Raw genomic sequence first — 25786 nt, 5'->3', positions numbered from 1 at the left:
TTCCTCTGCTTGTTCCTCTGCGTGTTCTTCCGCTTGTTCTTCCGCTTGTTCCTCCGGGTTTCCTTACGGGTGCCCCTCGGCACATCTGGTGATCTGACGGCCCGTCAGCTACGGTCCCCGCGCGCACTGCCCACACCGCCCACACCGCCCGCCGCCGAAGGGGACCCCCATGCCCGTCACGGTCGTACGCTTCAACCTCGTCGCCCCCGGCGCCACCCCCGAGTCCCTCGCGACCCGCTACCAGGCCGCCCTGGAGATGGCGCGGTACGCCGACGGGCACGGCATCACCACCGTCCAGACCGAGGAGCACCACGGCGCCGCGAACAACTGGCTGCCGTCACCGTTCGTCTTCGCGGGTGCCGTCCTCGGCGCCACCGAGCGGCTCGCGGTGACCGTCTCCGCGGTGATCGGCCCGCTGCACGACCCGCTGCGGCTGGCCGAGGACATCGCCGTACTGGATCTGCTGAGCGGCGGACGGCTGGTGACGGTCGCCGGGATCGGGTACCGGCCGGAGGAGTACGCGCTGTTCGGGGCCGAGTGGAAGCGGCGCGGGCGGCTCCAGGACGAGCTGCTGGAGACCGTACTGAGGGCATGGACCGGCGAGGAGTTCGAGTACCGGGGGCGCACGGTACGGATCACCCCGCGCCCGTACACCGACCCGCACCCCCTGCTTCTGGTCGGCGGCTCCTCGAAAGCCGCCGCCCGCCGGGCCGCCCGCCTCGGGCTGCCGTTCTTCCCCAGCGCGCACCTGCCGGAGCTGGAGGCCTACTACAAGGAACGGCTCATCGAGTACGGCACCGAGGGCTGGACGATGATGCCGGGCGCCGAGACCCCGCTGCTGCACCTGTCCGAGGACCCGGAGCGGACCTGGTCCGAGCACGGGCGGCACTTCCTGCACGAGGCCCTGACCTACGCCTCCTGGCAGTCGGGCGGCGTCCGCTCGGCGGTCCGGTCGGCGGCCAGCACGGTCGACGAGCTGCGCGCGGAGGGCGTGTACCGGGTGCTCACGCCGGACGAGTGCGTCACGCGCGGGCTCGACAACCTGGTGCTGCATCCGCTGTGCGGCGGGCTGCCGGTGGCGGAGGGATGGCGCAGTCTGCGGCTGTTCTGCGAAGACGTACTGCCCCGGATCAACGGGTGATCCGGGGCAGTACCTGTGGGGGGTACGAGGAGAGGGGCAGCGGGGACTTGGCCCTTCTCCTCGGCTCGCGGGCCCGGGGTTCGGGCTCGGGGGTGGGTCAGCCCATCTCTTCCAGTCGCTTGCCCTTCGTCTCCTTGACGAACTTCAGGACGAACGGGATGGAGAGCGCGGCGAACACCGTGTAGATCACGTAGGTGAAGGACAGGTTCCAGTCGGCCAGCGACGGGAAGCTCGCGGTGATGGCCCAGTTGGCGACCCACTGCGCGGCGGCGGCCACACCGAGCGCGGCGGCGCGGATCCGGTTGGGGAACATCTCGCCGAGCATGACCCAGACGACCACGCCCCAGCTCAGGGCGAAGAACAGCACGAACAGGTGGGCGGCGATCAGGGCGACCCAGCCCTGGGTGGCGGGCAGCTGGCCGTCGACCAGGTCGGCGGAGAACGCCCAGGCCTCCAGCGCGAGGCCGATCACCATGCCGACCGAGCCGATGATGGCCAGCGGGCGGCGGCCGATGCGGTCGACGAAGATCATCGCGATCACGGTGCCGATGATGTTGATGATCGACGTGGTGAAGGAGTAGAAGAACGAGTCCGACGGGTCGACGCCGACCGACTGCCACAGGGTGGCGGAGTAGTAGAACGCGACGTTGATGCCGACGAACTGCTGGAAGACCGACAGGCCGATGCCGATCCAGACGATCGGCTTGAAGAAGAAGCTGCCGCCGAGCAGGTCCCGGAAGCTGGACCTGTGCTCGCTCCGCATGCCCTGCTCGATCTCGGCGACACGGGCGTCCAGGTCGATGTCCTGGCCCTCGACCTCGGCGAGGATCTCGCGGGCGCGCTCACGCTTGCCGACGGAGAGCAGGAAGCGGGGGGACTCGGGGATGGCGAAGGAGAGCAGGCCGTAGAGGACGGCCGGGACGACCATGACGCCGAGCATCAGCTGCCAGGCCTCCAGGCCGAGCAGTTCGCCGCGCTGGTCGCCGTCGGCGGCGTTCAGGATGCCCCAGTTGACCAGTTGGGAGATGGCGATGCCGACGACGATCGCGGCCTGCTGGAAGGAGCCGAGCCTGCCGCGGTACGCGGGCGGGGCGACCTCGGCGATGTAGGCCGGGCCGATCACGGAGGCCATGCCGATGGCGAAGCCGCCGACGACCCGCCAGAAGGCGAGGTCCCACAGCGAGAACGGCAGCGCGGAGCCGACGGCGCTGATGGTGAACAGCACGGCGGCGATCTGCATGCATCGGATCCGGCCGATGCGGTCGGCTATCCGGCCCGCCGTGGCGGCGCCGATGGCACAGCCGATCAGGGCGATGGCGATGACCTGCGCCAGCGCCGCGGAGCCGATGTCGTAGCGGTCCCGGATGGCCTCGACGGCGCCGTTGATCACGGAGCTGTCGTAGCCGAAGAGGAAGCCGCCCATCGCGGCCGCCGCCGCGATGAAGATGACGTGCCCGAGATGTTCGGGCTGAGCCGTCCTGGCTCCGGGCTTGGGTGCCTGCGCGGTGCTGGTCACGTAGTACTCCTCGGGCCGCCGGCGTCACTGCCGGCGTGGGGGTCAGCCCTTCGAGGCGCTTGGTCCTGAAGGTAAAAGCAACGTTGCAGAGACTATGCCTTCAAGTTTCGAAGTCAATAGGGCGATGGTCGTGAAGTTGGGGGGAGGAATGCGGCGCATGACTTCAAGACTTGAAGCAAATGTGAATATCGTCAGACGAAAGCGCAGGTCGGAACAGGTGTAGACGGCACGTAGATCTAGCGCAGCCGCTGGCTGATGACCTTCGACACACCGTCGCCCTGCATGGAGACGCCGTAGAGCGCGTCGGCGACCTCCATCGTGCGCTTCTGGTGCGTGATGACGATCAGCTGCGAGGCCTCCTGCAGCTCCTGCATGATCCGGATCAGCCGCTGGAGGTTGGTGTCGTCCAGCGCCGCCTCGACCTCGTCCATGACGTAGAACGGGCTGGGCCGCGCCTTGAAGATCGACACCAGCAGCGCGACGGCGGTCAGCGACCGCTCCCCGCCGGACAGCAGCGACAGCCGCTTGACCTTCTTGCCCGGCGGCCGGGCCTCCACGTCGACACCGGTGGTGAGCATGTTGTCGGGGTCGGTGAGCAGCAGCCGCCCCTCACCGCCCGGGAACAGCCTGCCGAACACGCCCTCGAACTCCCGGGCCGTGTCCCGGTAGGCCTCCGTGAAGACCTGCTCGACCCGCTCGTCGACCTCCTTGACGACCTGGAGCAGATCCGTGCGGGTCTTCTTCAGGTCCTCCAGCTGCTCACTGAGGAACTTGTGGCGCTCCTCCAGCGCCGCGAACTCCTCCAGCGCGAGCGGATTCACCTTGCCGAGCTGCTGGTACGCCCGCTCGGCCGCCTTCAGCCGCCTCTCCTGCTCGGCGCGGTGGAAGGTCCGGGGCCGGTTGCGCGGGTGCTCCGGGTCCTCGGGCAGCTCCTCGCCCTCGGCGGGGGGCGCGGGGGGCACCGGCTGGTGCGGTCCGTACTCGGCCACAAGCCCCGACGGTTCCACACCGAGTTCCTCCAGCGCCTTGGTCTCCAGCTGCTCGATCCGCAGCCGCTTCTCGGCGCCGAGTACCTCCCCGCGGTGCACCGAATCCGTCAACTTGTCGAGTTCCGCCTTGAGGTCGCGCCCCGCCGCGCGGGCCTGGGCCAGCTCCCGCTCCCGCAGCGCCTTGGCCGCCTCGGCCGCGGTGCGCTCGTCCTCCGCGCGCGCGAGGGACACCTCGACATGCGCGAGCAGCTGCCGGGCACCGGAGGCGACGGCTCCGGCGACGGCCGCCTCGTGCCGCAGCCGGGCGCGCCGCTGCTCGGCACGCGCGCGTGCCTCACGTTCCGAACGGGCGGCCCGGTCGAGCGAGTCGGCCCGTCCCGCCAGTCCCTTCACCCGCTCCTCGTGCGTACGGACCTGGAGGCGGGCCTCCATCTCGGTCTGCCGCGCGTTGGCACCGTCGGCGGCGAGCCGGTCCCGTACCGAGGTGTCCGGCTCCTCCTCGACCGGCATCTCCTCGGCGACGGCCAGCCGTTCGGCGAGTACCTCGACCTCCTCCAGCGCCTTGTCGAGCGCCTCCTGCGCCCGCGCGGCGGCGGCGACGCTCCGCTCGGCCTCCCCGGCCGCGCCCCTCGCCTGCCCGGCGAGCCGCCCGAGCTGCTGGGCGACGGAGGACTTCTCCCGGTCGGCGGCCCGGCGCCGCTCGCTCAGCTCATCGACCCGCGCGGCACACTCCCTGCGCCGCTCGGTCGCCGCGCGCTGCGCCTGGGTCAGTTCCTCGCACCGTACGGCCAGATCCTCCAGCTCGGCGGCGGCCTCGTCGACGGAGGCCTGTACTTCCAGCAGGCTGGGCGCACCGGCGGAGCCACCGTGGGCGAAGTGCGCGCCCAGCAGGTCGCCTTCGGCGGTGACAGCGGTCAGGTCAGGGTGGGTGTAGACAAGGTTCTCGGCGTCCTCGAGGGTGCCGACGACGACGATGCCGTGCAGGAGGCGCCGTACGGATGGCATCAGCTCGGCGGGGCCGCGGACCAAAGCCGCCGCAGGACGAGCCCCGTCGGGCTGTCGGGCGTCCGCGGCGTCGCTGTGGCTGGTCGCGCAGTTCCCCGCGCCCCTTGGGTTGGCTGCCCCACCGGTGTCGTCCGGTGCACCCGCCAGCAGGAGGGACGCCCGCCCACCGTCCTGCTTGCGCAGGAGGCGGATGGCCTCCGCCGCGGCGGAGGGGGACGTCACCGCCAACGCGTCCGCCGCCGCGCCGAAGGCCGCCGCCAGGGGGATCTCGTAGCCGGGTGTCACCGTCAGGAGTTCCGCCGCCGGGCCCAGCAGGCCGGAGAGACGATCCTGCGCGGTGAGGAGGGCGCCGGTGCCGTCCTTGCGGCGCAGGCCCAGGGAGAGGGCCTCGTGGCGGGCCTGGGTGGCGGCACGCGCGCGTTCCGCCGCGGTGGCGGCCTCGCGGGCGGCGGTCAGGGCGGCCTCGGCCTCGGTGAGCGCCTGCTTGGCGGTCTGGTGCAGGTCGGCCAGTTCCGCGTCCCCGGCGTCGAGGCCGTCGACCTCGGCCTTCAGGGTCTCGTACTCCTCCTGTGCGGCGACCGCGCGCTGCTGGGCCTCGTCGCGGGCGGCGGCCAGCCGGTCGATCTCGGCCTGTGCGGAGGCGGCACGTGAGCGGGCGGCACCGACCTGGCCGCTCAGGCGGGCGAGCCCCTCGCGGCGGTCGGCGATGGCGCGGGCGGCGTCCTTCAACCGCCGCTCCTCGGCGGCGAGTTCGCGCTCCAGTTCGGCACGGTGGGAGACCGTGTCGTCCAGGGCGCGCTGCGCCGCCTCCAGGGCGGCCTCCAGCTCGGCCTCCTGCTCACGGATGCGGGCGGCCTCGCGCTCCAGGTCCTCGGGGTCGCGACCACGCCGCTCGTCGGGCGGGGCGGAGGTGGCGCTCTTGACCCGGGCGTCGGCCAGCGACACGGTGCCGCGCACCCGCTCGGCGAGCTGGGACAGCTCGTACCAGGTCTGCTGGGCGCGCTGGAGGCGCGGGGTGAGGCGCCGTACCTCGTCCTCCAGGAGGGCCTCGCGCTGGAGCGCCTTCCTCAGCTCCTGCTCGGCGGCCTCCTTGCGCTCCTTCAGGGCGGCCTCGTCGGCGATCTCGGTTTTCAGAGCCTCCCGCAGCCGTACGAGGTCGTCGGCGAGGAGCCTGAGGCGGGCGTCGCGCAGGTCGGCCTGGATGACGGCGGCCCGGCGCGCGACGGCCGCCTGGCGGCCCAGCGGCTTGAGCTGGCGGCGCAGCTCGTCCGTGAGGTCCTGCACGCGCGCGAGGTTGGCCTGCATGGCGTCGAGCTTCCGCAGCGCCTTCTCCTTGCGCTTGCGGTGCTTGAGGACGCCCGCGGCCTCCTCGATGAAGGCGCGGCGGCCCATGGGGTCGGCGTGCAGGACGGAGTCGAGCTGGCCCTGGCCGACGATGACGTGCATCTCACGGCCGATGCCGGAGTCGGAGAGCAGTTCCTGGATGTCGAGCAGACGGCAGGTGTCGCCGTTGATCTGGTACTCGCTGCCGCCGTTGCGGAACATGATCCGCGTGATGGTGACCTCGGCGTACTCGATGGGCAGGGCCCCGTCGGAGTTGTCGATGGTCAGCGACACCTCGGCGCGGCCCAGCGGTGGGCGGCCGGTGGTGCCCGCGAAGATGACGTCCTCCATCTTGCCGCCGCGCAGCGACTTGGCGCCCTGCTCGCCCATGACCCAGCTGAGCGCGTCGACGACGTTGGACTTGCCCGAGCCGTTCGGTCCGACGACGCACGTGATGCCCGGTTCGAACCGGAGTGTGGTCGCTGAGGCGAACGACTTGAACCCACGGAGGGTCAGGGCCTTGAGGTGCACGCCGCTGGACTCTACCTTCCGGGGTTGTCTCACTCCATGAACCCACGGTTTCGCCCGGGGAGGCGCAGGGCACACCAAACGTTAAAGAGGGTGAAAGGATGCGCGGGTCAGGAAGACGCCGGGAACCGGGGACCCTGGGGGAAGAAAGAAGGGACGCCGAGGCGTCCCTTGCAGTTTCTGACAACTGAGCGGTTGATTACGGGCGGCCCAACCACTGCTGTCGTGGTGCGATGCAGTGATCAGGTGAGCGCAGGCTCCGCCTGGTGTGCGTCAACGCTCTCCATGATCCTGTCGTGAGAAGCGGCAGCCGTCAGTGCGTCGTTCTCCGCCTGGATCCGTACGAGTTCGGATTCCAGGTCCTGGACGCGCTGCTGGAGCCGTCGCATCTCGGCGAGGAGTCGAGGGTCGGAGCCGCCGACGTAACCGAGAAGCGCCTTTGCCATGATGGATGGTCCTCCACAATGAGTGACCGACCGATGCGGTGTGGGTCGTGAGGGATTCGCACCCGCGGTGCTTGGCACTGTGGAGTTGTGCTGCCGTTCATCCATGCCAAACAGCTAAGGTGCGCGGGGCTTTCAGAGTCTCACCAAAAAGTTTGACGGTCAACACGATCACGCCCCGTATTGGCGGGCGAACCGGGGGCGCGCGGCCTTCGAACGGCGGCGCTGCGACTCCTGCGGGGCCCTGGGGCGTGGCGATCATCCTGGCGTGCGAACTCCGTCGGCGCAAGCGGTTCTCGGCAACCACCAGCGGTTTTCATCCCGGGCGGCTGCCGGTGGTGTGCCCCGGCGGTCGCGCCGGGGCGTACCGGGTGCTGGTGGATCAGCGGATCGCGAAGCCGTCGTAGCCGCCGCGGGGTGTGTCCCAGATCTCGGTGACGCCGTCCACGCGCCCGGGCGTGTCGCCCTCCCGGAGCCAGTCGAGGAGCCCCTCGCAGGCCTTGCGCGGGCCCTCGGCGACCACTTGGACGCGACCGTCCGCCAAATTGAGAGCAAAGCCACTCAGGCCGCCGATCTCCAGTGCCTTGGCACGCGTGAACCAGCGGAAACCCACACCTTGGACGCTTCCCCGCACCCAGGCCACCAGCCGTACATCCTCGCTCATGGGTGCAACCTAACCGGCCAATGTCACTCGGAGCACTTCCTCCCCGGGCGCCATGCGGTACCGTCCCCACCCAATGAATCTCATATGAAACTCACTCGATCGAGTGAGTGCGAGTCTGGTCGACCGTGTGGGGACGCGTCGGCCGCAAGGACGAGGAAGGCCAGGACATGGGACGCCACCGACGCATTGCCGCCGGCCGCGCCGCCACGGGCCGCGCCAGGGGGGTCGCACCGACGCACGGCTCGTCCACACCGGAGTACGACCCGCGGGACCCCTACGCGGGCGATTACGGCACCACCGGCATCGCCCCGTATCTCAACCCCGAGGCATACACCGAGGTCCGCACCCGGAGCGACGCCTATCTGTTCGCGCCGGACGAGTACCCGACGGACGACGGCTACCCCCGTGCCTCCGAGACGGTCGGTTTCCCGGCCGACGGGTTCACGCCCGACGAGGGCACCCGGCGCGCGGGAGCGCACCGCCGCCGCAAGAAGAAGGCCGGGGCGCCGGTCCGCAACGGCCTGCTCGGCGTCTCCGCCGCGGTCGCCCTCGGCACCGTCGCGGTCGCCACCGGCGTGGTGCCCGGCACCGAGAACTACCAGCTGGGCGGTGGCGGCGGGGACAACGTGCAGTCCGCCGAGACCCCGGGCAACACCGCGACCCAGCAGGGCGGCACCTCGGGCAGCGCCGAGAGCCGTGAGGACACCTCCACGAGCCGTGACGCCGAGCGCTCCGGCTCCGCTTCCGGGTCTGCCGAGTCCGCCTCCCCCAAGCCGTCCCCCTCGGAGTCGTCGGCCGCGCCGACGAAGACCCCGTCGAAGGAGCCGGAGGCGGCTCCCCCCTCGAAGACCAAGAAGCCGAAGCCGGTCACCCCGCCGTCCAACGCGGAGACGAAGGCACCCGAGCAGGCCGACCCTCCGGTGACCGTCTCGCGCGAGACCGCCGCCGAGGCCGAGGTGCTCAGGCTCGTCAACGACGAGCGCGCGAAGGCCGGATGCAGCCCCGTCGCCGCGAACAGCGCCCTGGCCGCCCTGGCCGGAGCCTTCAGCGAGGACATGGCCGTCCGCGACTTCTTCGACCACACCGACCCCAACGGGGCCACCCCCTGGGACCGTGCGGACAAGGCCGGGATAGCCAACCTCGGCGGCGAGAACATAGCCCGCGGCCAGGCCGACGCGGCTGCCGTCATGGACGCCTGGATGAACAGCCCCGGCCACCGCGCCAACATCCTGAACTGCGACTTCACCACGCTGGGCGTGGGAGTGCACTTCGGGTCCGGCGGGCCTTGGTGGACGCAGAACTTCGGCTACTGACCACCCCACGGGGTGCGCTGCCCCTCCGTCGGCGCACCCCGCTGGAGAGCGCTGTGCTCCCGTACGCTTGAGGGATGACGACCATGCCGGAGCGCACCGCGGAGCAGGATCTTCCGTATGACGTGTTCTCCCGGGCCTGCCCGTCGCGGGGCACGCTGGAGCATGTCACCGGGCGCTGGGGCGCGCTGACGCTGGGCGCGCTGTACGAGGGCTCGTTCCGGTTCAACGAGCTGCGGCGCCGGGTCGACGGCGTGAGCGAGAAGATGCTGTCGCAGACGTTGCACGCGCTGGAGCGCGACGGGCTGGTGCACCGTGAGGCGCAGCCGGTCAATCCGCCGCGCGTGGACTATGAACTGACGCCGCTGGGGCGCGAGGTCGCCGGGCGGCTGGTGGGGCTCATCCAGTTCGTGGAGGACCGCATGGACGACGTCCTCGCGGCCCGCGGGCGCTACGACGAGACGCGCGGCGGGCGCTGACAGCGCGGGCAGTAGTAGCTGGAGCGGTTCATCCAGGGGCGGCGGCGCATCGGTGTGCCGCAGCGGCGGCAGGGCTCGCCCTCGCGGCCGTACGCGTCCAGGGACCGGTCGAAGTAGCCCGACTCGCCGTTGACGTTGACGTAGAGGCTGTCGAAGCTGGTGCCGCCGACCGCGAGGGCCGCGTTCATGACGTCCCTGATGTGGCCGAGGAGTTCCTGGGTGCGGGGGCGGGTGAAGGTCGACGTCGGGCGGTCGTAGTGCAGGCGGGCGCGTTCCAGGGCCTCGTCGGCGTAGATGTTGCCGACGCCGCTGATCAGGGACTGGTCGAGCAGGGCGCGTTTGATGGTGCTGCGCTTGCGGCGCAGGGCCTGGTGGAAGGCCTCCTCGTCGAAAAGCGGGTCGAGGGGGTCGCGGGCGATGTGCGCGATGACGTCGGGCAGGCCGTCCGGGGTGTTGTCGTGCAGCGACAGACCGCCGAAGGTGCGCTGGTCGACGAAGCGGAGTTCGGTGCCGAGGCCGTCGGTGAAGCGGACGCGGATGCGCAGGTGCTTCTCGTCGGGCGCCGTGTGCGGCTGCACCAGGAGCTGGCCGCTCATGCCGAGGTGGGCGAGGACGGACTGGTCGGTGTCCTCCAGCGGCAGCCACAGGTACTTGCCGCGGCGGCGCGGGGTGCCGATCCGGTGGCCCTGGAGGCGGTGCGCGAAGTCCTCGGCCCCGGCGGTGTGACGGCGTACCGCGCGCGGGTGCAGCACCTCCACGTCGGCGACGGTGCGGTGGGCGGCCCACCGGTCCAGGCCCCGGCGGACGACCTCGACCTCGGGCAACTCGGGCATGGCGCTCTCCGGAGGTGGATGAGCCGAGCGCCCGCCCCGGTACGGGGACGGGCGCTCAGCGCAGGGGTGCGGTGGTGTCAGACGGAGGGGACCGGCGGCTCGGGGGTGGCGTCCCCGTCCTCGTCGTTCTCGTCGTTCTCGTCGGGCTTGGTGTCGTCGGTGGCTCCCGTGACCGGTGAGCCGTCCGCGGCAGCCCGCTGGGCGCGCTCGTCCGCCGCGGCGCGGATCGCGCGCCAGGCGGACTCGGCGGCCTGCTGCTCCGCCTCCTTCTTGCTGCGGCCGGTGCCGGTGCCGTACGAGACGCCTCCGACGCGGGCGGCAGCAGTGAAGGTCTTCTCGTGGTCGGGGCCGGTCTCCGTGACCAGGTACTCGGGCACGCCGAGCCCTTCGGTCGCGGTCAGCTCCTGGAGACTGGTCTTCCAGTCCAGGCCGGCTCCGAGATTGGAGGACTTCTCGATCAGCGGGTCGAACAGGCGGTGCACCAGCTCCGCCGCCGAGTCCAGGCCCTGGTCGAGATAGACCGCGCCGATCACCGCTTCGAGGGTGTCGGCGAGGATGGACGCCTTGTCCCGGCCCCCGGTGCCCTCTTCACCCCGGCCGAGCCGGATGAAGGAACCGAGGTCGAGCGAGCGCCCCACCTGTGCCAGCGCACGTGAATTGACCACCGCGGCCCGGAGCTTGGCCAGCTGGCCCTCGGGCAGGTCGGGGTGGGTGCGGTACAGCGTGTCGGTGACGACGAGGCCGAGGACGGAGTCCCCGAGGAACTCCAGCCGCTCGTTCGTCGGCAGACCGCCGTTCTCGTACGCGTAGGAACGGTGGGTCAGCGCTCGCACCAGAAGGGCGGACTCGACCTTGTAGCCGAGCCGCCCTTCCAGAAGCGTGTGGGACGAGGCCTGGTTGTCGCCAGAGTTTTTCTTCGGCGTGGACACAGTGCCTCTCACCAGCCGCTCAGACCTCGAGGACCTGGCGCTTGTTGTAGGTGCCGCACGACGGGCACGCGATGTGCTGCTGCTTGGGCTCGTGGCAGCGCTCGCACGCGACCAGGGTGGGGACCGCAGCCTTCCACTGCGACCGGCGGTGGCGCGTGTTGCTGCGCGACATCTTCCGCTTCGGAACAGCCACGGCTACTTCTCCTGCTTCTCGTCGACGCCCGTTGCGGCGCCGCTCGTGTCGTCCTTGTCGCCGGGTTCGAGCGAACCGGCGAGTCCCTGCAATGCCGCCCAACGGATGTCGACGGCGTCGTGGTGGTGGTCCGGGTCCTCCGCGAGCCGCGCGCCGCACTCGGCACACAGACCCGGGCAGTCCTCCCGGCACACCGGCTGCATCGGCAGTGCGAGCACCACCGCATCACGCAGCACGGGTTCGAGGTCGAACATGCCGTCCTCGATGAGGAGCCTGTCCTCGTCTTCCTCGGCGTCGTCGGCCGGTTCCGCCTTCACACGGCCCCGGTCGTCGGCGTCAGGGTACGAGAACATCTCCTGGAACCCCGCTTCCAGCTCCTGGTGGAGCGGCTCCAGACACCTTACGCACTCCCCCTCGGCCTGTGCACGGGCGGTGCCTGTGACGAGCACACCTTCCATGACCGACTCGAGACGGAGTTCCAGCTCCACCGGGGCGCCTTCCGGCACTCCGATGACGTCCTTCAGACCGAGGTCCTTCGGTGCGTCGACCGTGCGGGACAGCCGTTGCAGCGCGCCGGGCCGCCGGCCCAGCTCGTGCGTGTCGAACACGAGGGGGTTGCGGTGGTCGAGGCGGGCGTTGGAGGCCATTCCTGCTTTCGATCTGTGAGCTGGGGAGGACGCCGCCCTTCCTTGCCTTCCGGGCAGCGCTGATCGCGGACGCCTGCGAACCCGCAAAAGAGGGTGAGCGCACGCGCGACCGAACAGCCAGGATACTGGACCTTTCCCATACGGCCCAATCGGCCGCGTCAGCCGTTGCCGCGGCCCTGCTCGTACGCCCGCAGCTGCTCCGCGCTGATCATGCTGGTGTCGAAGAGGCTGGTCTCGTCGAGCGCCTGCGGGTCCGGCGACGCGTAGCCCTGCTGCGGCTCGTGCGGCGGGTACGCGGGCTGCTGCGGGTAGGCCGCGTAGGGGTCGACCTGCTGGTAGCCGTAGGGGTCCTGCTGGGCGTACTGCTGCTGGTAGCCGTACGGGTCGCTCTGGGGCTGCTGCTGGTAGGCGTAGGCGTCCTGGGTGCCGTAGGACTCCTCCTGGGGCCGGGCGGCGTAGGAGTCGTCCTGGGGGGTGTACGACGGCTGGGCGGGGACGGCGGCGGGCTGCTGCGGGGAGCGGGCCGAGGCGTCCTGCTCGGCCAGGGCGGCGAGGTCGGCGAGGTAGTCGGCGTCGCTGCTGTGCTGGACCGTGCTGGTGTCGTCGGCGAGGGCGCCGAGGTCGTCGCTGGCGATCCGGCCGTGCAGCTTCTGGCGGCCACGGCCGACCGCGTCCAACGTCTTGGCGAGGACCGCCTCGAAGGCGCCCAGCTTGACGTCCACGTACTCGTCGGCGGTACGGCGCAGGGTCTCCGGGTCGTGGCTGCGCTCGGGGGCGTCCTCGTCCTCGTAGCCCTGCTCGTCGAGGCCCGGGCCGGTGCCGAGGAGCTTCTCGCGGCCACGGCCGACGGAGCCCAGGGTCTTGGTGAGGACGACCTCGAAGTTGGCGAGCTTGGAGTCCACGTACTCGTCGGCCTCGGCGCGGACCTCCTCGGCCTCCTTGCGGGCCTCGGCGAGGATCCGGTCGGCCTCGGCCTGGGAGCGGCGGGCGATCTCGGTGTCGGAGATCAGCGAGCCGCGCTCGGCGTGCGCCCCGGCGATGATCCGCTCGGCCTCCTGGCGGGCCTGCTCGACCAGCTGCTCCCGGCCGCCGATCAGCTCACGGGCCTCGGCGAGGGAGCCGGGCAGGGCCGCGCGCAGCTCCTCGAGCATCGAGAGCAGTTCGGCGCGGTTGACCACGCACGACGCCGACATGGGCATCGACCGGGCACTGGAGACCGAGGAGACGATCTCGTCGAGCTTCTTCTGCACGTCCACCGTGTGCTCGCCACTCTCTACAGCTGTGATGGAGACGGACGGGACGACTGTACGGCCATGGGGCGCCCGGGGGACACCGGGTGATGAGCCGTCAGCCGTTCAGTCCTGCCGGAGCCGTTCGGCGAGGGCGGACAGCACCTGCGGCGGCACCAGGTGGGAGACGTCGCCGCCCCACTGCGCGACCTCCTTGACCAGGGAGGACGACAGGAAGCTGTAGGTGGGGTTGGTGGGCACGAAAAGCGTCTCGACGCCGGTGAGGCCGTTGTTCATCTGGGCCATCTGGAGTTCGTAGTCGAAGTCGCTGACCGCGCGCAGGCCCTTGACGATGGCGGGGATGTCGCGCTGCTTGCAGAAGTCGACCAGCAGACCGTGGAAGGCCTCCACGCGGACGTTGCCGTACTCGGCGGTGACCTGGCGGATGAGGTCGATCCGCTCGTCGATCTCGAACAGGCCCTTCTTGGACTTGTTGATCATCACCGCGACATAGACCTCGTCATACAGACGCGAGGCGCGGGCGATGATGTCGAGGTGTCCGTTGGTGATCGGGTCGAACGACCCGGGGCAGACGGCGCGGCGCACTTGTGATCCCTCGCTCTCCGGTCCGGTCATCGTGCGTCTTCGCACGTAGAGGCGGCGCGACCGTACCAAAACGTTCCCTCGCCGTAGCGACGGGCCCGGATCGGCTCAAAGCCGTCGGGCCACCGGAATTCACCGCCTCTGGTGCTGCGCTCCACGGTGACGAGCGCGTCGGCCGCGAGCCACCCTTCCGTGCGGAGTGTGAGCAGGATCTCCCGAAGATCGTCGTCGGTGACGGCATACGGCGGATCGAGGAAGACCAGGTCGTACGGCTGCCGCGGTGGGGCGGTACGGATGATCTGTTCCGCTTTGCCCGCTCTGACCTCGGCGCCGGGCAGGCCCAGCGACTTGACGTTCTCCCGGACGACGCGGACGGCCCGGGCGTCGGCCTCGACGAGCAGGGCGTGACCGGCGCCACGGGAGAGGGCCTCCAGGCCCACGGCGCCGGAGCCGGCGTACAGGTCGAGGACGCGTTCGCCGTCCAGGGGGCCGCCGAGCAGGGACTGCCAGGTGGAGAAGAGGCCCTCGCGTGCGCGGTCGGAGGTGGGGCGGGTGCGGGTGCCCGGTGGGACGGCCAGGAGACGGCCGCCGGCTGCGCCGGCGATCACGCGGGTCATCTGTAGTCCTTGGTCGTGGGCGGCTTCACGTTCAGTGTGGCTGGTCGCGCGGTTCCCCGCGCCCCTGGGGTGGCCTGCTCACCCCTTTTCCAGGTACTGCTCCCTCTCCTCGTCCAACAGGGCGTCCAGGGCCGTCCGCAGGCCGGGGAGCCCGGTCAGCTCCGGGTCGGCGGCGACGACTGCCGTGGCCTCCTCCCTGGCCTCGGCGATGATCTCCTCGTCCTCGATGACCGCGAGCATCCGCAGGCTGGTGCGGGCGCCGGACTGGGCCTGGCCGAGGACGTCGCCCTCGCGGCGCTGTTCGAGGTCGATACGGGACAGCTCGAAGCCGTCGAGGGTGGCGGCGACCGCGTTCAGCCGCTGCCGGGCGGCGCTCGCCTCCGGCATCTCGGTGACCAGCAGGCACAGGCCCGGCGCCGAGCCACGGCCCACCCGGCCGCGCAACTGGTGGAGCTGGGAGACGCCGAAGCGGTCGGCGTCCATGATCACCATGACGGTCGCGTTGGGCACGTTCACCCCGACCTCGATGACGGTCGTGGCCACCAGGACGTCGGTGTCGCCCGCGGCGAAGCGGCGCATCACGGCGTCCTTGTCGTCGGGCGGCATCCTGCCGTGCAGCACCTCGACGCCGAGTCCCTGGAGGGGGCCCTTGGCGAGCTGGTCGGCGATGTCGAGGACGGCGAGCGGCGGACGCTTCTCGGCGTCGTCCTGGGGGGCCTTCTTCTTGGCGCCCGGCGTGTCGTCCTCGTCCCCGATCCGGGGACAGACGACGTACGCCTGGTGGCCCTTGCCGACCTCCTCACGCACCCGTTCCCAGGCCCGGGACAGGAAGTGGGGCTTGTCCGCGGCCGGGACGACATGGCTGGCGATCGGGGAGCGCCCGGCGGGGAGCTGGTCGAGGACGGACGTCTCCAGATCACCGAAGACGGTCATCGCGACCGTACGGGGAATGGGCGTGGCGGTCATGACCAGCAGATGCGGGGTCTGCTTGCCCTTGCCGCGCAGGGCGTCGCGCTGCTCCACGCCGAACCGGTGCTGCTCGTCGACGACGACCAGCCCGAGGTCATGGAACTGCACCTTGTCCTCGATCAGCGCGTGCGTGCCGATGACGATCCCGGCCTCCCCGGTGACGAGGTCGAGCAGCGCCTGCCGCCGGGCCGCCGCCCCCATCGAGCCGGTGAGCAGCACCACCTTGGTGGCGTGCTCGGTTCCCCCGAGCATCCCGCCCTCGGCCAGCTCCCCCATCATCTCCACCACCGACCGGTGGTGCTGCTGCGCGAGCACCTCGGTCGGCGCGAGCATCGCGGCCTGCCCGCCCGCGTCGACGACGGCGAGCATGGCGCGCAGGGCGACCATCGTCTTTCCGCTGCCCACCTCTCCCTGGAGCAGCCGGTGCATCGGATGCTCCGTCGCCAGGTCGGTGAAGATCTCCTCGGAGACCTTGCGCTGGCCGTCGGTGAGGGTGAAGGGAAGGCGGTCGTCGAAGGCGGCGAGAAGGCCGTCGGGGCGGGGGCGGCGCGCCACGGCCGGGAGTTGGGCGTCGGTGTGGCGGCGGCGGGCGAGGGCGATCTGGAGGACGAAGGCCTCGTCCCACTTGAGGCGGGCGCGGGCGTCGGCGATGTCGGCCTTGGTGTGGGGGCGGTGGATCTTGAGGAGGGCCTCGGGGAGGGGGAGCAGGCCCCGGCCCGCGCGGAGGGCGTCGGGCAGGGGGTCGACGGCTTCCTGGGCGGTCGGCAGAACCGTCTGGATCGCCTTGCCGATCTTCCAGGACTCCAGCTTGGCGGTGGCGGGGTAGAGCGGGATGAGGGCGCCCGCCCAGGTGTCCACGGCCTCCTCCGTGTCGCCGCGCAGGAGTTCGTAGGCCGGGTGGGCGAGCTGGAGGCGGCGGTTGAAGACGGAGACCTTGCCCGCGAACATCGCTCGGGTGCCCGGCAGGAGTTCCTTGTGGGGCTTGTGCACGCCGTTGCCGAAGAAGACCAGCTGGAGGCGTCCGCTGCCGTCGGTGATGGTGACCTCCAGGCGCTGGCCCTTGCCGCGGGGGGCCTTGCTGGAGGCGAAGGTGTGCAGCCGGGCGTCGGCGACCATCGCGACCACCGTGACGTGCTCGTCCATGGGGAGGTCGGCGAGGTGGGTGAGCTGGCCGCGCTCCTCGTATCTGCGCGGGTAGTGGTGGAGGAGGTCGCCGACGGTGTGCAGGCCGAGGTGCTCGGCCATCACCTTCGCGGTGGCGGGGCCGAGCACCGACTTCAGCGGTTGTCGCAGCGGTTCATTCAGTGCGGGCACGAGATCCATTGCACACCACGCCACTGACAATGCCGTATACGTCTCGGGAAACCCCTGGTCAGGCGGCTGGTTGCGGCCTTAGGATGACGCGCTCCGGCCATCCTTCCGCGGTCACCGCCTCACCGGGGCCGCCCGACCCCGCGCCGTCGCCAGTCCCCCCACCGGCGCAGCGACGATGGACTCCCAGACCTCACAGCCATCCCAGGCATCCCAGTCACCTCATACGTTCCAGGTCGACCTGCGCGGTCTGGTGGACCTGCTGTCCCATCACCTGTACTCCAGTCCCAGGGTCTACCTGCGCGAGCTGCTCCAGAACGCCGTGGACGCCATCACGGCCCGGCGGGCCGTACAGCCCGACGCCCCGGCCCGGGTGCGGCTGACCGCCGAGGGCGGCGCCCTGCGGGTGGAGGACTCCGGGGTCGGGCTCACCGAGGACGACGTGCACAACCTGCTGGCGACGATCGGCCGCAGCTCCAAGCGCGCCGACGCGGCCGACGGGCTCCAGGAGGCCCGCGCCGACTTCCTCGGGCAGTTCGGCATCGGGCTGCTGGCCTGTTTCGTGGTCGCCGAGCGGATCCGCGTCGTCAGCCGCAGCGCCCGTACGCCGGACGCCCGGCCCGTGGAGTGGACGGCGACGGACGACGGCTCGTACACCGTGCGCACCCTGCCGGACGACGCCCGGCCGGAACCGGGCACGACCGTGCACCTGCGGGCGCGTGCCGGTGCCGGGGAGTGGCTCACCGAGGAGCGTGTCCTCGGCCTGGCCCGCGACTTCGGGTCGCTGCTGCCGTACGACGTCCGGGTGGGCGAGGAGGCGGTCACCGATCTGCCCGCGCCCTGGGACCGTCCGTACCCCTCCCCCGCGACCCGCAGGGTGGCCCTCGCCCGGCACTGCCACGAGCTGTTCGGCTTCACCCCGCTGGACTCGATCGAGCTGGACGTGCCGCTCGCCGGGATCCGCGGGGTCGCGTACGTGCTGCCGTCCGCGGTCAGTCCGGCGCAGCGGGCCCGGCACCGGGTGCACCTCAAGGGCATGCTGCTGACCGAGCGGGCCGAGCAACTGCTGCCCGACTGGGCGTTCTTCGTGCGCTGTGTGCTGGACACGGACAGCCTGCGGCCGACCGCCTCGCGCGAGTCGCTGTACGAGGACGAGACCCTCGCCGCCGTGCGGGAGGCGCTCGGAGAAAGGATCCGCTCGTGGCTGACGGGCCTCGCCGCCGGTGACCCGGAACGGCTGGCGGCCTTCCTCGCCGTGCACCACCTGGGCGTGAAGTCGCTCGCGCGGCACGACAGGGACATGCTGCGGGTGATGCTGCCGTGGCTGCCGTTCGAGACGACCGACGGGCGGCTGTCCCTGGAGGAGTTCGCGCAGCGGCACCCGGTGGTGCACTTCACACGGACCGTCGAGGAGTTCCGGCAGGTCGCGCCGATCGCCTCCGCGCAGGGCATCGGTGTCGTGAACGGCGGCTACACCTACGACACCGAGCTGGTCGAGGCGCTGCCCTCGGTGCGCCCGGGGACGGCGGTGGCCGAGCTGGACGCCGACACCGTGACCGCGCACCTGGACGCCGTCGACCCGGCCGAGGAACTGGCCCTGTCCGGCTTCCTGGCTGCCGCGCGGGCCGCGCTCGACCCGCTGGGCTGCGATGTCGTCCTGCGCGCCTTCCACCCGCTGTCCGTGCCCGCGCTGCATCTGGACGACCGGGCGGCCCGGCACGAGCAGGCGCGGGCGGCGGCCGAGGAGCAGGCAGACGACCTGTGGGCGGGCATCCTGGGCTCGCTGCGGGGCAGCGCCCCGCGCGCGCGGCTGGTGCTCAACCACCTCAACCCGCTGATCCGCAGGATCAGCTCGCTCGGCGACCGGGAGCTGATCGGCACCGCCACGGAGTCGCTGTACGGGCAGGCCCTGCTGATGGCGCAACGCCCGCTCAGGCCCGCGGACTCGGCCCTGCTGAACCGGGCCTTCATCGGCCTGCTGGAGTGGGCCACCCACAGCGGCAACGACTCTGACTCCACGGGGGGCGGTCAGGCATGAGTGAGATCACGGACTTCGACGCGCTGCGCACGGCGATGGCGGAGAACTCCGAGCAGCCGGAGGGACCGGCACGCAACGCGCGCGCGGAGCAACTCCTCGCGGAGGCCGAGAAGCTGGACATCCCGCTCGCCGTGATCGAGGCGCTCGGGCACCAGTTGCAGGTCTACAACTACAGCTCCGAGAAGGACAAGATGTTCGTCCCCTTCGCGCGCCTGCTGCGCATGTGGGACGAGAACCCCGAGGACTTCGACGAGTACGAGACGCACTCCCTGCACTGGGTCTTCAAGTGGATGACGGCGGGCATGCTGGGCCAGCCGCACATCCCGCTGGCGTCCATCGAGAAGTGGCTCGGCGAGATGGAGCACCGCTACCGGCTGGCGGGGCACTCCGAACGGGCCGTGCGCAGCGCGGAGTTCAGCGTGGCCGCGCATGTGGGCGACATCCCGCGCGCGCGGCGCGCGTACGCCGCGTGGCTGGCCGCCGACCGGGACAGCATGGCCGACTGCCACGCCTGCGAACTGCACTCGCAGGGCTGGTGGCAGGCGGAGCTGGCCCGCGACGAGGAGGCGCTGCGGCTGTGGGCGCCGGTCCTGGAGGGCGAGTTCACGTGCGCCCACGAGCCGCACGCGGCGCTCGCGTCCTCGCTGGTGCCGCTGTTGCGGCTGGGCCGCACGGAGGAGGCGCGCACCCACCACCTGCGGGGCTTCCGGCTGGTACGGACCATGGAGAGCATGCGGGGCGCGTACGCGGACCACGTGGAGTTCTGCGCGCTCACCGGCAACGAGGCGCGCGGGCTCGAACTGCTCGCGGAGCGACCGGCCTACTTCACGGACACCGGCAATCCGCGCAGCCGGATGGAGTTCCTGAGCGTCGTGACGCTGCTCATGGACCGGCTGACGGAGCTGGGGCTCGCCGACCGGCAGGTGCCGGGGCCGCCCGGCCGTGACTGGACGGCCGGTGAACTCGCCGTCCACGCGCGCGAGGAGGCCCTGGAACTGGCGGCCCGGTTCGACCGGCGCAACGGCACGCCCTACGTGGGCGAGCAGACACGCGCGCGGATGGACCGGCGCCCGCTGGCCGACCGGCTGCCGCTCGGGGTGCGCGCGCCGCGTCCGGCGGCCGTGGCCCCGGTCGCGGCACCGCCCACCGCGCCGGAGCCCGCCGTACGCGACCTGACCGCCCTGCTGGCCGAGGCCCGGGAGCTGTCGGAGAACCTGCGACCGCACGCCGTAGAGGCGTGGGCGGCGGTCGCGCGGGCGGCCGAGGGCGCCGAGCTGGACGCCCACACCCGCGCGGAGATCACCGACCACCGGGCGATGGACGCGGGCCCCGACGGCATCGAGCTGTTCGAGCGGGCGGCCCGCCTGTACGCCGAGGCGGGCGACCCGGGCGAGGCGCTGTCGGCACGCGCGCGTGGGGCGTACCTGCGGGCCCTGTCCGGCGACATCGACGCCGCGCTCACCGCCGTCGCCGAGCCGTACGAGCGGATCCTCGGCCTGTACGCCGAGGGCGGCACGGGCCTGCGGCAGACCGCGTCCGTCCTCATGGGGCGCGCCCGCATCCTGCTGCGGGCGGTGCACGCGGGCGGCGGCTCCGGGGCCGTGGCCGACGCCGAGGCGGCCGTACGCGAGGTGCTGGCCCTCGTCGACGGGTACGGCGGCGACGATGTGCGGCTCGCGGCGCGGGCCGCCGAGGCGCGGGCCATGCTGGGCGAGCTGGCGGCGCACACCGGCGACGCACCGGCGGCCGTGGAGCGGCTCACCCGCGCGGCGGCGGACTTCGTGGCCGCGGGACTGCCCTGGTTCGCCGTGGAGTACGAGGCACAGCTGGCCGCCCTCGCCCACCGCCTGGGCGACCTGGACCGGACCGAGCGGGCGCTGCGGGCGGCCCTGGAGCACGGCGGGCCGTACGTGGAGGCGCCTGGCCGGGCCCAGCTGCACCTCCAGCTCGCCGAGGTGCTCGGCGCCACGGGACGGCCCGAGGAGGCCGCGGAGCACGCCCTGGAGGCCGCGCACTGGGCCGACGAGGCGGACGGCGGCCCGGCGCTCGGGGCCTGGGCGCGGCACCTGCTGGGCGGGTTCCTGCTGCGGCAGGGCCGCTGGGCCGAGGCCGCCGAGGTGCTGGAGTCGGCGCTGCCCGACCTGACCGCCGAGACGCACGGGGACGGCGCGGTCGTCCAGACGCGGTGGTGGCTCGGCGACTGCCTGAGCGAGCTGGGCGAGCACCACGCGGCGGCCGAGCGGCGGCTCCAGGCCGCCGAGACCGCCCGGCACTGGCCGGAACAGCAGGACCACGCCACCCTCGCGCACCTGGCCGCCGAGTCCCTCGGACAGGCCGGGCTGCCCGCCGAAGCGGACCGGGCGTACGCGCGCGCGGGCGAGCTGTGGCGCACCCTCGGCAACGCGCCCGGCCTGGTGCGCTCGCTGCGCGCCCGCGCCTGGCTCGCCCTGCGCACCGAGGACGGGACGGACGGCGCCCGGCAGTTGATGGGCGACGCCCTCGGGGAGTGCGCGACGGCGCTGGCGGAGGCGGCCGACGAGGAGACCCGGCAGCAGCTCACCGCGGAGCTGGGCCACACCCACCGCCAGTTCGGCGACCTGCTGGCCCGCTCGTCCGCCGAGGACGCGGAGGACGGCTCCATCCAGGAGGCGTTCGAGGCGGCGCTGGCGCAGATGGCGCGGGCCATGGAGGCGTTCGGGGCGCTCGGCCCGGACGGTCTGCACGGCCGTACGGCGGCCGAACTCGCCGCGGGCTGGCTGGAGGCCGACCTGGGCCGCCCCGCGCGGGCGACGGCACGCGCGCGTGCGGTCCTCGACGCCTACGCCGACGCCCCCGAGGACGACGAGACGGCACGGTCCCGGCGCGCGGAGGCGGAGCAGATACTCCAGCTCACGGCCGAACAGGACACGTGAGCGGGGCAGCGGTGTTCACTCCACCCCGATGAGCACCAGCGACCCCTGCCGTCCACCCCGGTACACCACCGTGTCCACGGCGAGATACGCGTCCCGGACCCGGCTCTCCAGACGCTCGGCGACGGATTCGGGGACCCCGTCGCCGAGCACGATGGTGACCAGCTCGCCCCCCGCGGCGAGCATCCGGTCGAGGACGGTCTCCGCGGTGGCGGTGACGTCGGCACCGATCACGGCCACGTCCCCGTCGACGAGCCCGAGCACGTCCCCGGCCTGGCAGATCCCGGCCGTGGTCCAGGACTGCCGTTCGGCGAGGGCGACCTCGGCGTAGCGGGTGGCGCCCGCCGCGGAGGTCATCGCCACCACGTCCTCGTCGAACCGGCGCCCCGGCTCGTGCACGGCGAGCGCGGCGATGCCCTGCACCGCGGAGCGGGTCGGGATCAGCGCCACCCGGACGCCCTCCTCGCGGGCCTGCTCGGCCGCCGCGGCGGCGGTGTGGCGCAGTTCGGCGTCGTTGGGCAGCAGCACCACCTCGCGCGCGTGGGCCCGTCGTACGGCCTGGACCAGTTCCCCGCTCGCGGGCGGCTCCCCGGGCCGGGCGAGCACGGTCGTGGCGCCCGCGTCGGCGTACAGCCCCGCCAGCCCCTCGCCGGGCACCACGGCCACCACGGCCCGCTGTGCCCGCTCCTGGGGCGGGCGATCACCCCGCGCGGTGTGCACGTCCCCGGCGCCGAAGTGCGTGATCCGGATCCGGTACGGCCGTCCGGCCTCGACGCCCGCCTCCACGGCGGCGCCCGCGTCGTCGACGTGCACATGGACGTTCCACAGCCCGTCGCCGCCGACCACCACGAGCGAGTCGCCGAGCGCGTCGAGCCGCTCCCGCAGCCGGGCCACGGCCGCGTCGTCGGCCTCCAGGAGGTAGATCACCTCGAACGCGGGCCCACCGGCCTCCGCGCAGTCACCCGCCTCGTGAGGCGTCTCCACGGCCACCCCGGCGCCCCGCGACACCTCCCCCGGCGTCTCCCCCGTGAACGTCTCCACCAGCGCCCCCAGGACCGCCACCAGCCCCCGCCCCCCGGCGTCGACCACCCCCGCCCGCGCGAGTACGGCCAGCTGCCCCGGCGTCGCGGCGAGCGCGGTCCGCGCGCCCCGGTAGGCAGCCCGCGCGACGGCCCCGCAGTCGGCCACGGCGGCGGCGACCGTCTCGGCGGCGTCAGCGGCGGCGGACGCCACGGTCAGGACGGTGCCCTCCACCGGGTGGGCCACCGCCTGCCGGGCGGACTCGGCGGCGTGCCGCAACGCGAGCCGCAGCCCCTGGCCGTCGGTGTGCGGGGTCTCGTCGTCGGCGGCGAGCACCTGGGCCATGCCGCGCAGCAGCTGCGCGAGGATCGTCCCGGAGTTGCCGCGGGCCCCTATGAGCGCCCCGTGCGCCATCGCCCGCGCGGCCTCGGCCACGGAGGGCTTCCCGGCAGCGTCGTCCCGGCCACCGGCGACCTCATGGGCGGCGAACACCGCCTCCACCGCGGCGGCGGCCGACTCGACGGTCAGATACAGGTTGGTGCCGGTGTCCCCGTCCGCCACGGGGTAGACGTTGATCGCGTCGATCTCCTCGCGCGAGCGGCCGAGCGCCGCGAGCGCGAGCCCGCACCAGGTGCGCACCGCGAGAGCATCGAAGAACGTCTGCGGCACCTGCGCCACCTGCGCCTCCTTGAGCTGGCTGGACGTGGCACGCAGCGTAGCCCGCCATGGTAGTTTCGTTGTACGGGCGCAGCCGTTGTATGCTGCTCCGGTTGCCCGATCCCGATCGGGCCATTCCCCCTGGCAACGCCACTCAGATCGCAGTGGGCTCGTAGAGTCCGTGATCTTGATTCCGGCATGCCGGGATCAACCGTAAGTGCATCTGAAGTCTTTGGAGTGACCCGTGGCTGCCAACTGCGACGTCTGCGGCAAGGGGCCGGGCTTCGGCAACAACATCTCGCACTCGCACCGCCGTACGTCCCGCCGCTGGAACCCGAACATCCAGCGTGTGCGTACCGTGGTCGGCGGGACGCCGAAGCGCGTGAACGCTTGCACCTCGTGCATCAAGGCCGGCAAGGTCTCGCGCTGACGCCCAGTTAAGCGCGCGGCCACCGTCGGTTCGCTGTGAGTAGCCGGTCCACCGAGCGTGGACCGGCTTCTTGCTGTGTCCGGCTACCGGAACCGCCACCCGTGATCCACCGGCCCGATCCCGCCCCCCAGCGCGAACCCGGCCGCGATCGCCCCGGTGACGTACTCCTTCGCCGCCGTGACCGCCTCCGGCACGGACTCCCCCCTGGCCAGGTGCGCGGCGATCGCGGAGGCGAGGGTGCAGCCGGTGCCGTGGGTGTGCCGGTTGTCGTGGCGCGGCGCCCGTAGCCAGTGCTCCTCGGAGCCGTCGGTGAGCAGGTCCACGGCGTCCCCGGGCAGATGCCCGCCCTTGATCAGCACCCACCGGGGCCCGTACGCCAGCATGGCGGCGGCGGCCTCCCGCAGTTGCTCCTCGGACTCGACCCGGACGCCGGTCAGCTGGGCCACCTCGTCGAGGTTGGGGGTGGCCACGGTGGCGACGGGCAGCAGCTTGGCGCGTACGGAGTCCAGCGCGGAGGCGGCCAGCAGGGAGTCCCCGTGCTTGGAGACCCCCACCGGGTCCACGACGGTGGGCGCGTCCGTCCCGCCGACCAGTTCGGCGACCGCCTCGACGAGTTCCGCCGAGGCGAGCATCCCGGTCTTGACGGCCTGGACGCCGATGTCGTCGACGACGCTGCGGTACTGGGCCCGCACCGCGTCCACGGGCAGCGGCCAGGCGCCCTGCACCCCGAGCGAGTTCTGCGCCGTCACCGCCGTGATCACGCTCATGCCGTGGGTGCCGAGCGCGAGCATCGTCTTCAGGTCGGCCTGGATCCCGGCCCCGCCGCCGGAGTCGGACCCGGCGACGGTGAGCACCCTGGGCGGGCCGCTCATGACTCGATGTCCCCGAAGTGGTCCCAGCCGCCCTTACGGGTCCAGGGCGCCCCGTCGACGGTCACCTGGGGCAGCGCGGAGGGGTTGAGGACCTCGCCGATGACCTTCCAGCGGGCGGGCAGCTTCACGTCCGGCGGGAAGGTCGCCACGATCGCGTGGTCCTCTCCCCCGGTCAGCACCCACTGCATGGGGTCGACGCCGACGGCCTGGCCGATGTCGTTCATCTGCGACGGGATGTCGATCGCGGCGGACCGGACGTCGATCCGCACCTTGCTGGCCTCGGCGATGTGCCCGAGGTCGGCGATCAGCCCGTCGCTCACGTCGCACATGGCGGTCGCGCCGAGCCCGGCCGCGGCGGGACCCGCGTGGTACGGCGGTTCCGGTCGCCGGTGCGCCTCGACGAAGGCGCGCGGGGAGCGGAAGCCGCGCGACAGCACCGCGTACCCGGCGGCGGACCAGCCCAGCCAGCCGGTCACGGCGACCAGGTCGCCGGGCTGGGCCCCGGCCCGGGTGACCGGCTCCTGGTTGCGCAGATCGCCGAGCGCGGTGATCGAGATCATGATGGTGTCGCCGCCGACGACGTCCCCGCCGACCACCGAGGCACCGGCGACCTGGCACTCGTCGCGCAGCCCGTCCATCAGCTCGGTCGGCCAGGTCACCGGCAGTTCGGAGGGCACGACCAGACCGAGCAGCAGCGCGGTCGGTACGGCGCCCATGGCCGCGATGTCCGCGAGGTTCTGCGCGGCGGCCTTGCGCCCCACGTCGTAGGCGGTGGACCAGTCACGGCGGAAGTGCCGCCCCTCCACCAGGATGTCGGTGCTGGCCACCACCCTGCGGTCGGGCGCGGCCACCACCGCGGCGTCGTCGCCGGGGCCCACCCGGACCGCCGGGGTGGTGGTGAGACGGGAGGTCAGCTCCCTGATGAGCCCGAATTCCCCCAGCTCACCAACAGTGCCCTTCATCGCCCTTTCGCCCCTTCTATGCCAGTCATCCAGCTCCAACCCCGTTCGCGCGTCATCAGTGTCCTCGTTCACGGTCGAGGCCACGGTCGGTGTCACGTCCGGGTGACACCCGTCGCGACCGTCAACTTCCGTGGCGCCCGCACCCCGGCGCGCATGCCCCGGTTTCCGC

The 25786-nt window shown here is 72.3% G+C and carries 21 protein-coding genes; 6 read left to right on the top strand and 15 right to left on the bottom strand.

Annotated features, from left to right (window positions below; genetic code table 11):
- Window positions 1-169: 169 nt before the first annotated feature.
- The gene (locus ACFVQG_RS31040; RefSeq protein WP_383389688.1) at window positions 170-1141 is read left to right on the top strand and encodes an LLM class flavin-dependent oxidoreductase; all 972 of its coding nucleotides are present in this window, start codon (window positions 170-172) and stop codon (window positions 1139-1141) included.
- Window positions 1142-1238: 97 nt separating this feature from the next.
- Here the strand turns inward: ACFVQG_RS31040 and ACFVQG_RS31035 are convergent, their stop codons facing one another.
- The 4 genes from ACFVQG_RS31035 to ACFVQG_RS31020 all read right to left on the bottom strand — a co-directional run bounded on the left by ACFVQG_RS31035 (window position 1239) and on the right by ACFVQG_RS31020 (window position 7609).
- Complete coding sequence (locus tag ACFVQG_RS31035) at window positions 1239-2657, bottom strand: sugar porter family MFS transporter (RefSeq protein ID WP_383389686.1); 1419 nt, start codon at window positions 2655-2657, stop codon at window positions 1239-1241.
- A 236-nt stretch (window positions 2658-2893) separates the two neighbouring features.
- A complete protein-coding gene (gene smc, locus ACFVQG_RS31030) occupies window positions 2894-6505 on the bottom strand; it encodes a chromosome segregation protein SMC (protein WP_383389684.1) in 3612 nt (1203 codons plus the stop codon).
- Window positions 6506-6744: 239 nt separating this feature from the next.
- Entirely contained in the window at window positions 6745-6948 is a 204-nt protein-coding gene (locus ACFVQG_RS31025; protein WP_142192916.1) for a hypothetical protein, read from the bottom strand.
- Window positions 6949-7327: 379 nt separating this feature from the next.
- The gene (locus ACFVQG_RS31020; RefSeq protein ID WP_383389682.1) at window positions 7328-7609 is read right to left on the bottom strand and encodes an acylphosphatase; all 282 of its coding nucleotides are present in this window, start codon (window positions 7607-7609) and stop codon (window positions 7328-7330) included.
- Window positions 7610-7776: 167 nt separating this feature from the next.
- Here ACFVQG_RS31020 and ACFVQG_RS31015 point away from each other — a divergent pair, with 167 nt between their 5' ends.
- Both ACFVQG_RS31015 and ACFVQG_RS31010 read left to right on the top strand, forming a co-directional pair.
- On the top strand, window positions 7777-8922 hold the full coding sequence (locus ACFVQG_RS31015; protein WP_383389679.1) for a CAP domain-containing protein: 1146 nt from the start codon (window positions 7777-7779) through the stop codon (window positions 8920-8922).
- 74 nt (window positions 8923-8996) lie between these two features.
- Window positions 8997-9398: a winged helix-turn-helix transcriptional regulator gene (locus tag ACFVQG_RS31010; protein ID WP_383389677.1), complete on the top strand. Its 402-nt coding sequence runs from the start codon at window positions 8997-8999 to the stop codon at window positions 9396-9398.
- On the opposite strand, the gene mutM is transcribed toward ACFVQG_RS31010, so the two are convergent.
- The 8 genes from mutM to recG all read right to left on the bottom strand — a co-directional run bounded on the left by mutM (window position 9371) and on the right by recG (window position 16741).
- A complete protein-coding gene (gene mutM, locus ACFVQG_RS31005) occupies window positions 9371-10231 on the bottom strand; it encodes a bifunctional DNA-formamidopyrimidine glycosylase/DNA-(apurinic or apyrimidinic site) lyase (RefSeq protein WP_383389675.1) in 861 nt (286 codons plus the stop codon). The genes ACFVQG_RS31010 and mutM overlap by 28 nt on opposite strands.
- Window positions 10232-10308: 77 nt before the next feature.
- On the bottom strand, window positions 10309-11160 hold the full coding sequence (rnc, locus tag ACFVQG_RS31000) for a ribonuclease III (protein WP_383389961.1): 852 nt from the start codon (window positions 11158-11160) through the stop codon (window positions 10309-10311).
- Window positions 11161-11179: 19 nt separating this feature from the next.
- Window positions 11180-11353, bottom strand: coding sequence for a 50S ribosomal protein L32 (gene rpmF / locus ACFVQG_RS30995; protein ID WP_003951102.1), 174 nt, complete (start codon window positions 11351-11353; stop codon window positions 11180-11182).
- 2 nt (window positions 11354-11355) lie between these two features.
- The gene (locus tag ACFVQG_RS30990; RefSeq protein ID WP_383389673.1) at window positions 11356-12000 is read right to left on the bottom strand and encodes a YceD family protein; all 645 of its coding nucleotides are present in this window, start codon (window positions 11998-12000) and stop codon (window positions 11356-11358) included.
- 158 nt (window positions 12001-12158) lie between these two features.
- Window positions 12159-13256: a cell division initiation protein gene (locus tag ACFVQG_RS30985; RefSeq protein WP_383389671.1), complete on the bottom strand. Its 1098-nt coding sequence runs from the start codon at window positions 13254-13256 to the stop codon at window positions 12159-12161.
- Window positions 13257-13355: 99 nt separating this feature from the next.
- Complete coding sequence (coaD, locus tag ACFVQG_RS30980; RefSeq protein ID WP_383389959.1) at window positions 13356-13835, bottom strand: pantetheine-phosphate adenylyltransferase; 480 nt, start codon at window positions 13833-13835, stop codon at window positions 13356-13358.
- Between the two features lie 26 nt (window positions 13836-13861).
- Window positions 13862-14449, bottom strand: a complete 588-nt coding sequence (gene rsmD / locus ACFVQG_RS30975; protein ID WP_383389669.1) for a 16S rRNA (guanine(966)-N(2))-methyltransferase RsmD — start codon at window positions 14447-14449, stop codon at window positions 13862-13864.
- Window positions 14450-14527: 78 nt separating this feature from the next.
- The gene (gene recG, locus ACFVQG_RS30970; protein ID WP_383389666.1) at window positions 14528-16741 is read right to left on the bottom strand and encodes an ATP-dependent DNA helicase RecG; all 2214 of its coding nucleotides are present in this window, start codon (window positions 16739-16741) and stop codon (window positions 14528-14530) included.
- Between the two features lie 166 nt (window positions 16742-16907).
- On the opposite strand from recG, the gene ACFVQG_RS30965 reads away from it, so the two are divergent.
- On the top strand, window positions 16908-18767 hold the full coding sequence (locus tag ACFVQG_RS30965; protein WP_383389664.1) for an HSP90 family protein: 1860 nt from the start codon (window positions 16908-16910) through the stop codon (window positions 18765-18767).
- Window positions 18764-21679 carry a tetratricopeptide repeat protein gene (locus ACFVQG_RS30960; RefSeq protein WP_383389662.1) on the top strand — a complete coding sequence of 972 codons (2916 nt, stop codon included), beginning with the start codon at window positions 18764-18766 and terminating at the stop codon, window positions 21677-21679. Before ACFVQG_RS30965 ends, ACFVQG_RS30960 begins: the two co-directional genes overlap by 4 nt.
- A 15-nt stretch (window positions 21680-21694) precedes the next feature.
- Here the strand turns inward: ACFVQG_RS30960 and ACFVQG_RS30955 are convergent, their stop codons facing one another.
- Complete coding sequence (locus tag ACFVQG_RS30955; protein WP_383389660.1) at window positions 21695-23374, bottom strand: DAK2 domain-containing protein; 1680 nt, start codon at window positions 23372-23374, stop codon at window positions 21695-21697.
- A 223-nt stretch (window positions 23375-23597) separates the two neighbouring features.
- Between ACFVQG_RS30955 and rpmB the strand changes: the two genes are divergently transcribed.
- Window positions 23598-23783 (top strand): 50S ribosomal protein L28, encoded by a 186-nt coding sequence (gene rpmB / locus ACFVQG_RS30950; protein ID WP_003993230.1) that lies wholly within the window; start codon window positions 23598-23600, stop codon window positions 23781-23783.
- Window positions 23784-23866: 83 nt separating this feature from the next.
- On the opposite strand, the gene thiD is transcribed toward rpmB, so the two are convergent.
- Window positions 23867-24655 carry a bifunctional hydroxymethylpyrimidine kinase/phosphomethylpyrimidine kinase gene (gene thiD / locus ACFVQG_RS30945; RefSeq protein WP_383389658.1) on the bottom strand — a complete coding sequence of 263 codons (789 nt, stop codon included), beginning with the start codon at window positions 24653-24655 and terminating at the stop codon, window positions 23867-23869.
- On the bottom strand, window positions 24652-25617 hold the full coding sequence (locus ACFVQG_RS30940; RefSeq protein ID WP_383389656.1) for a thiamine-phosphate kinase: 966 nt from the start codon (window positions 25615-25617) through the stop codon (window positions 24652-24654). Before ACFVQG_RS30940 ends, thiD begins: the two co-directional genes overlap by 4 nt.
- Window positions 25618-25786 lie beyond the last annotated feature (169 nt).

This window comes from Streptomyces sp. NPDC057877, from assembly GCF_042796855.1.
In the GTDB taxonomy this organism is placed as follows: domain Bacteria; phylum Actinomycetota; class Actinomycetes; order Streptomycetales; family Streptomycetaceae; genus Streptomyces.
This window is presented reverse-complemented; position numbering and strand designations above follow the sequence as displayed.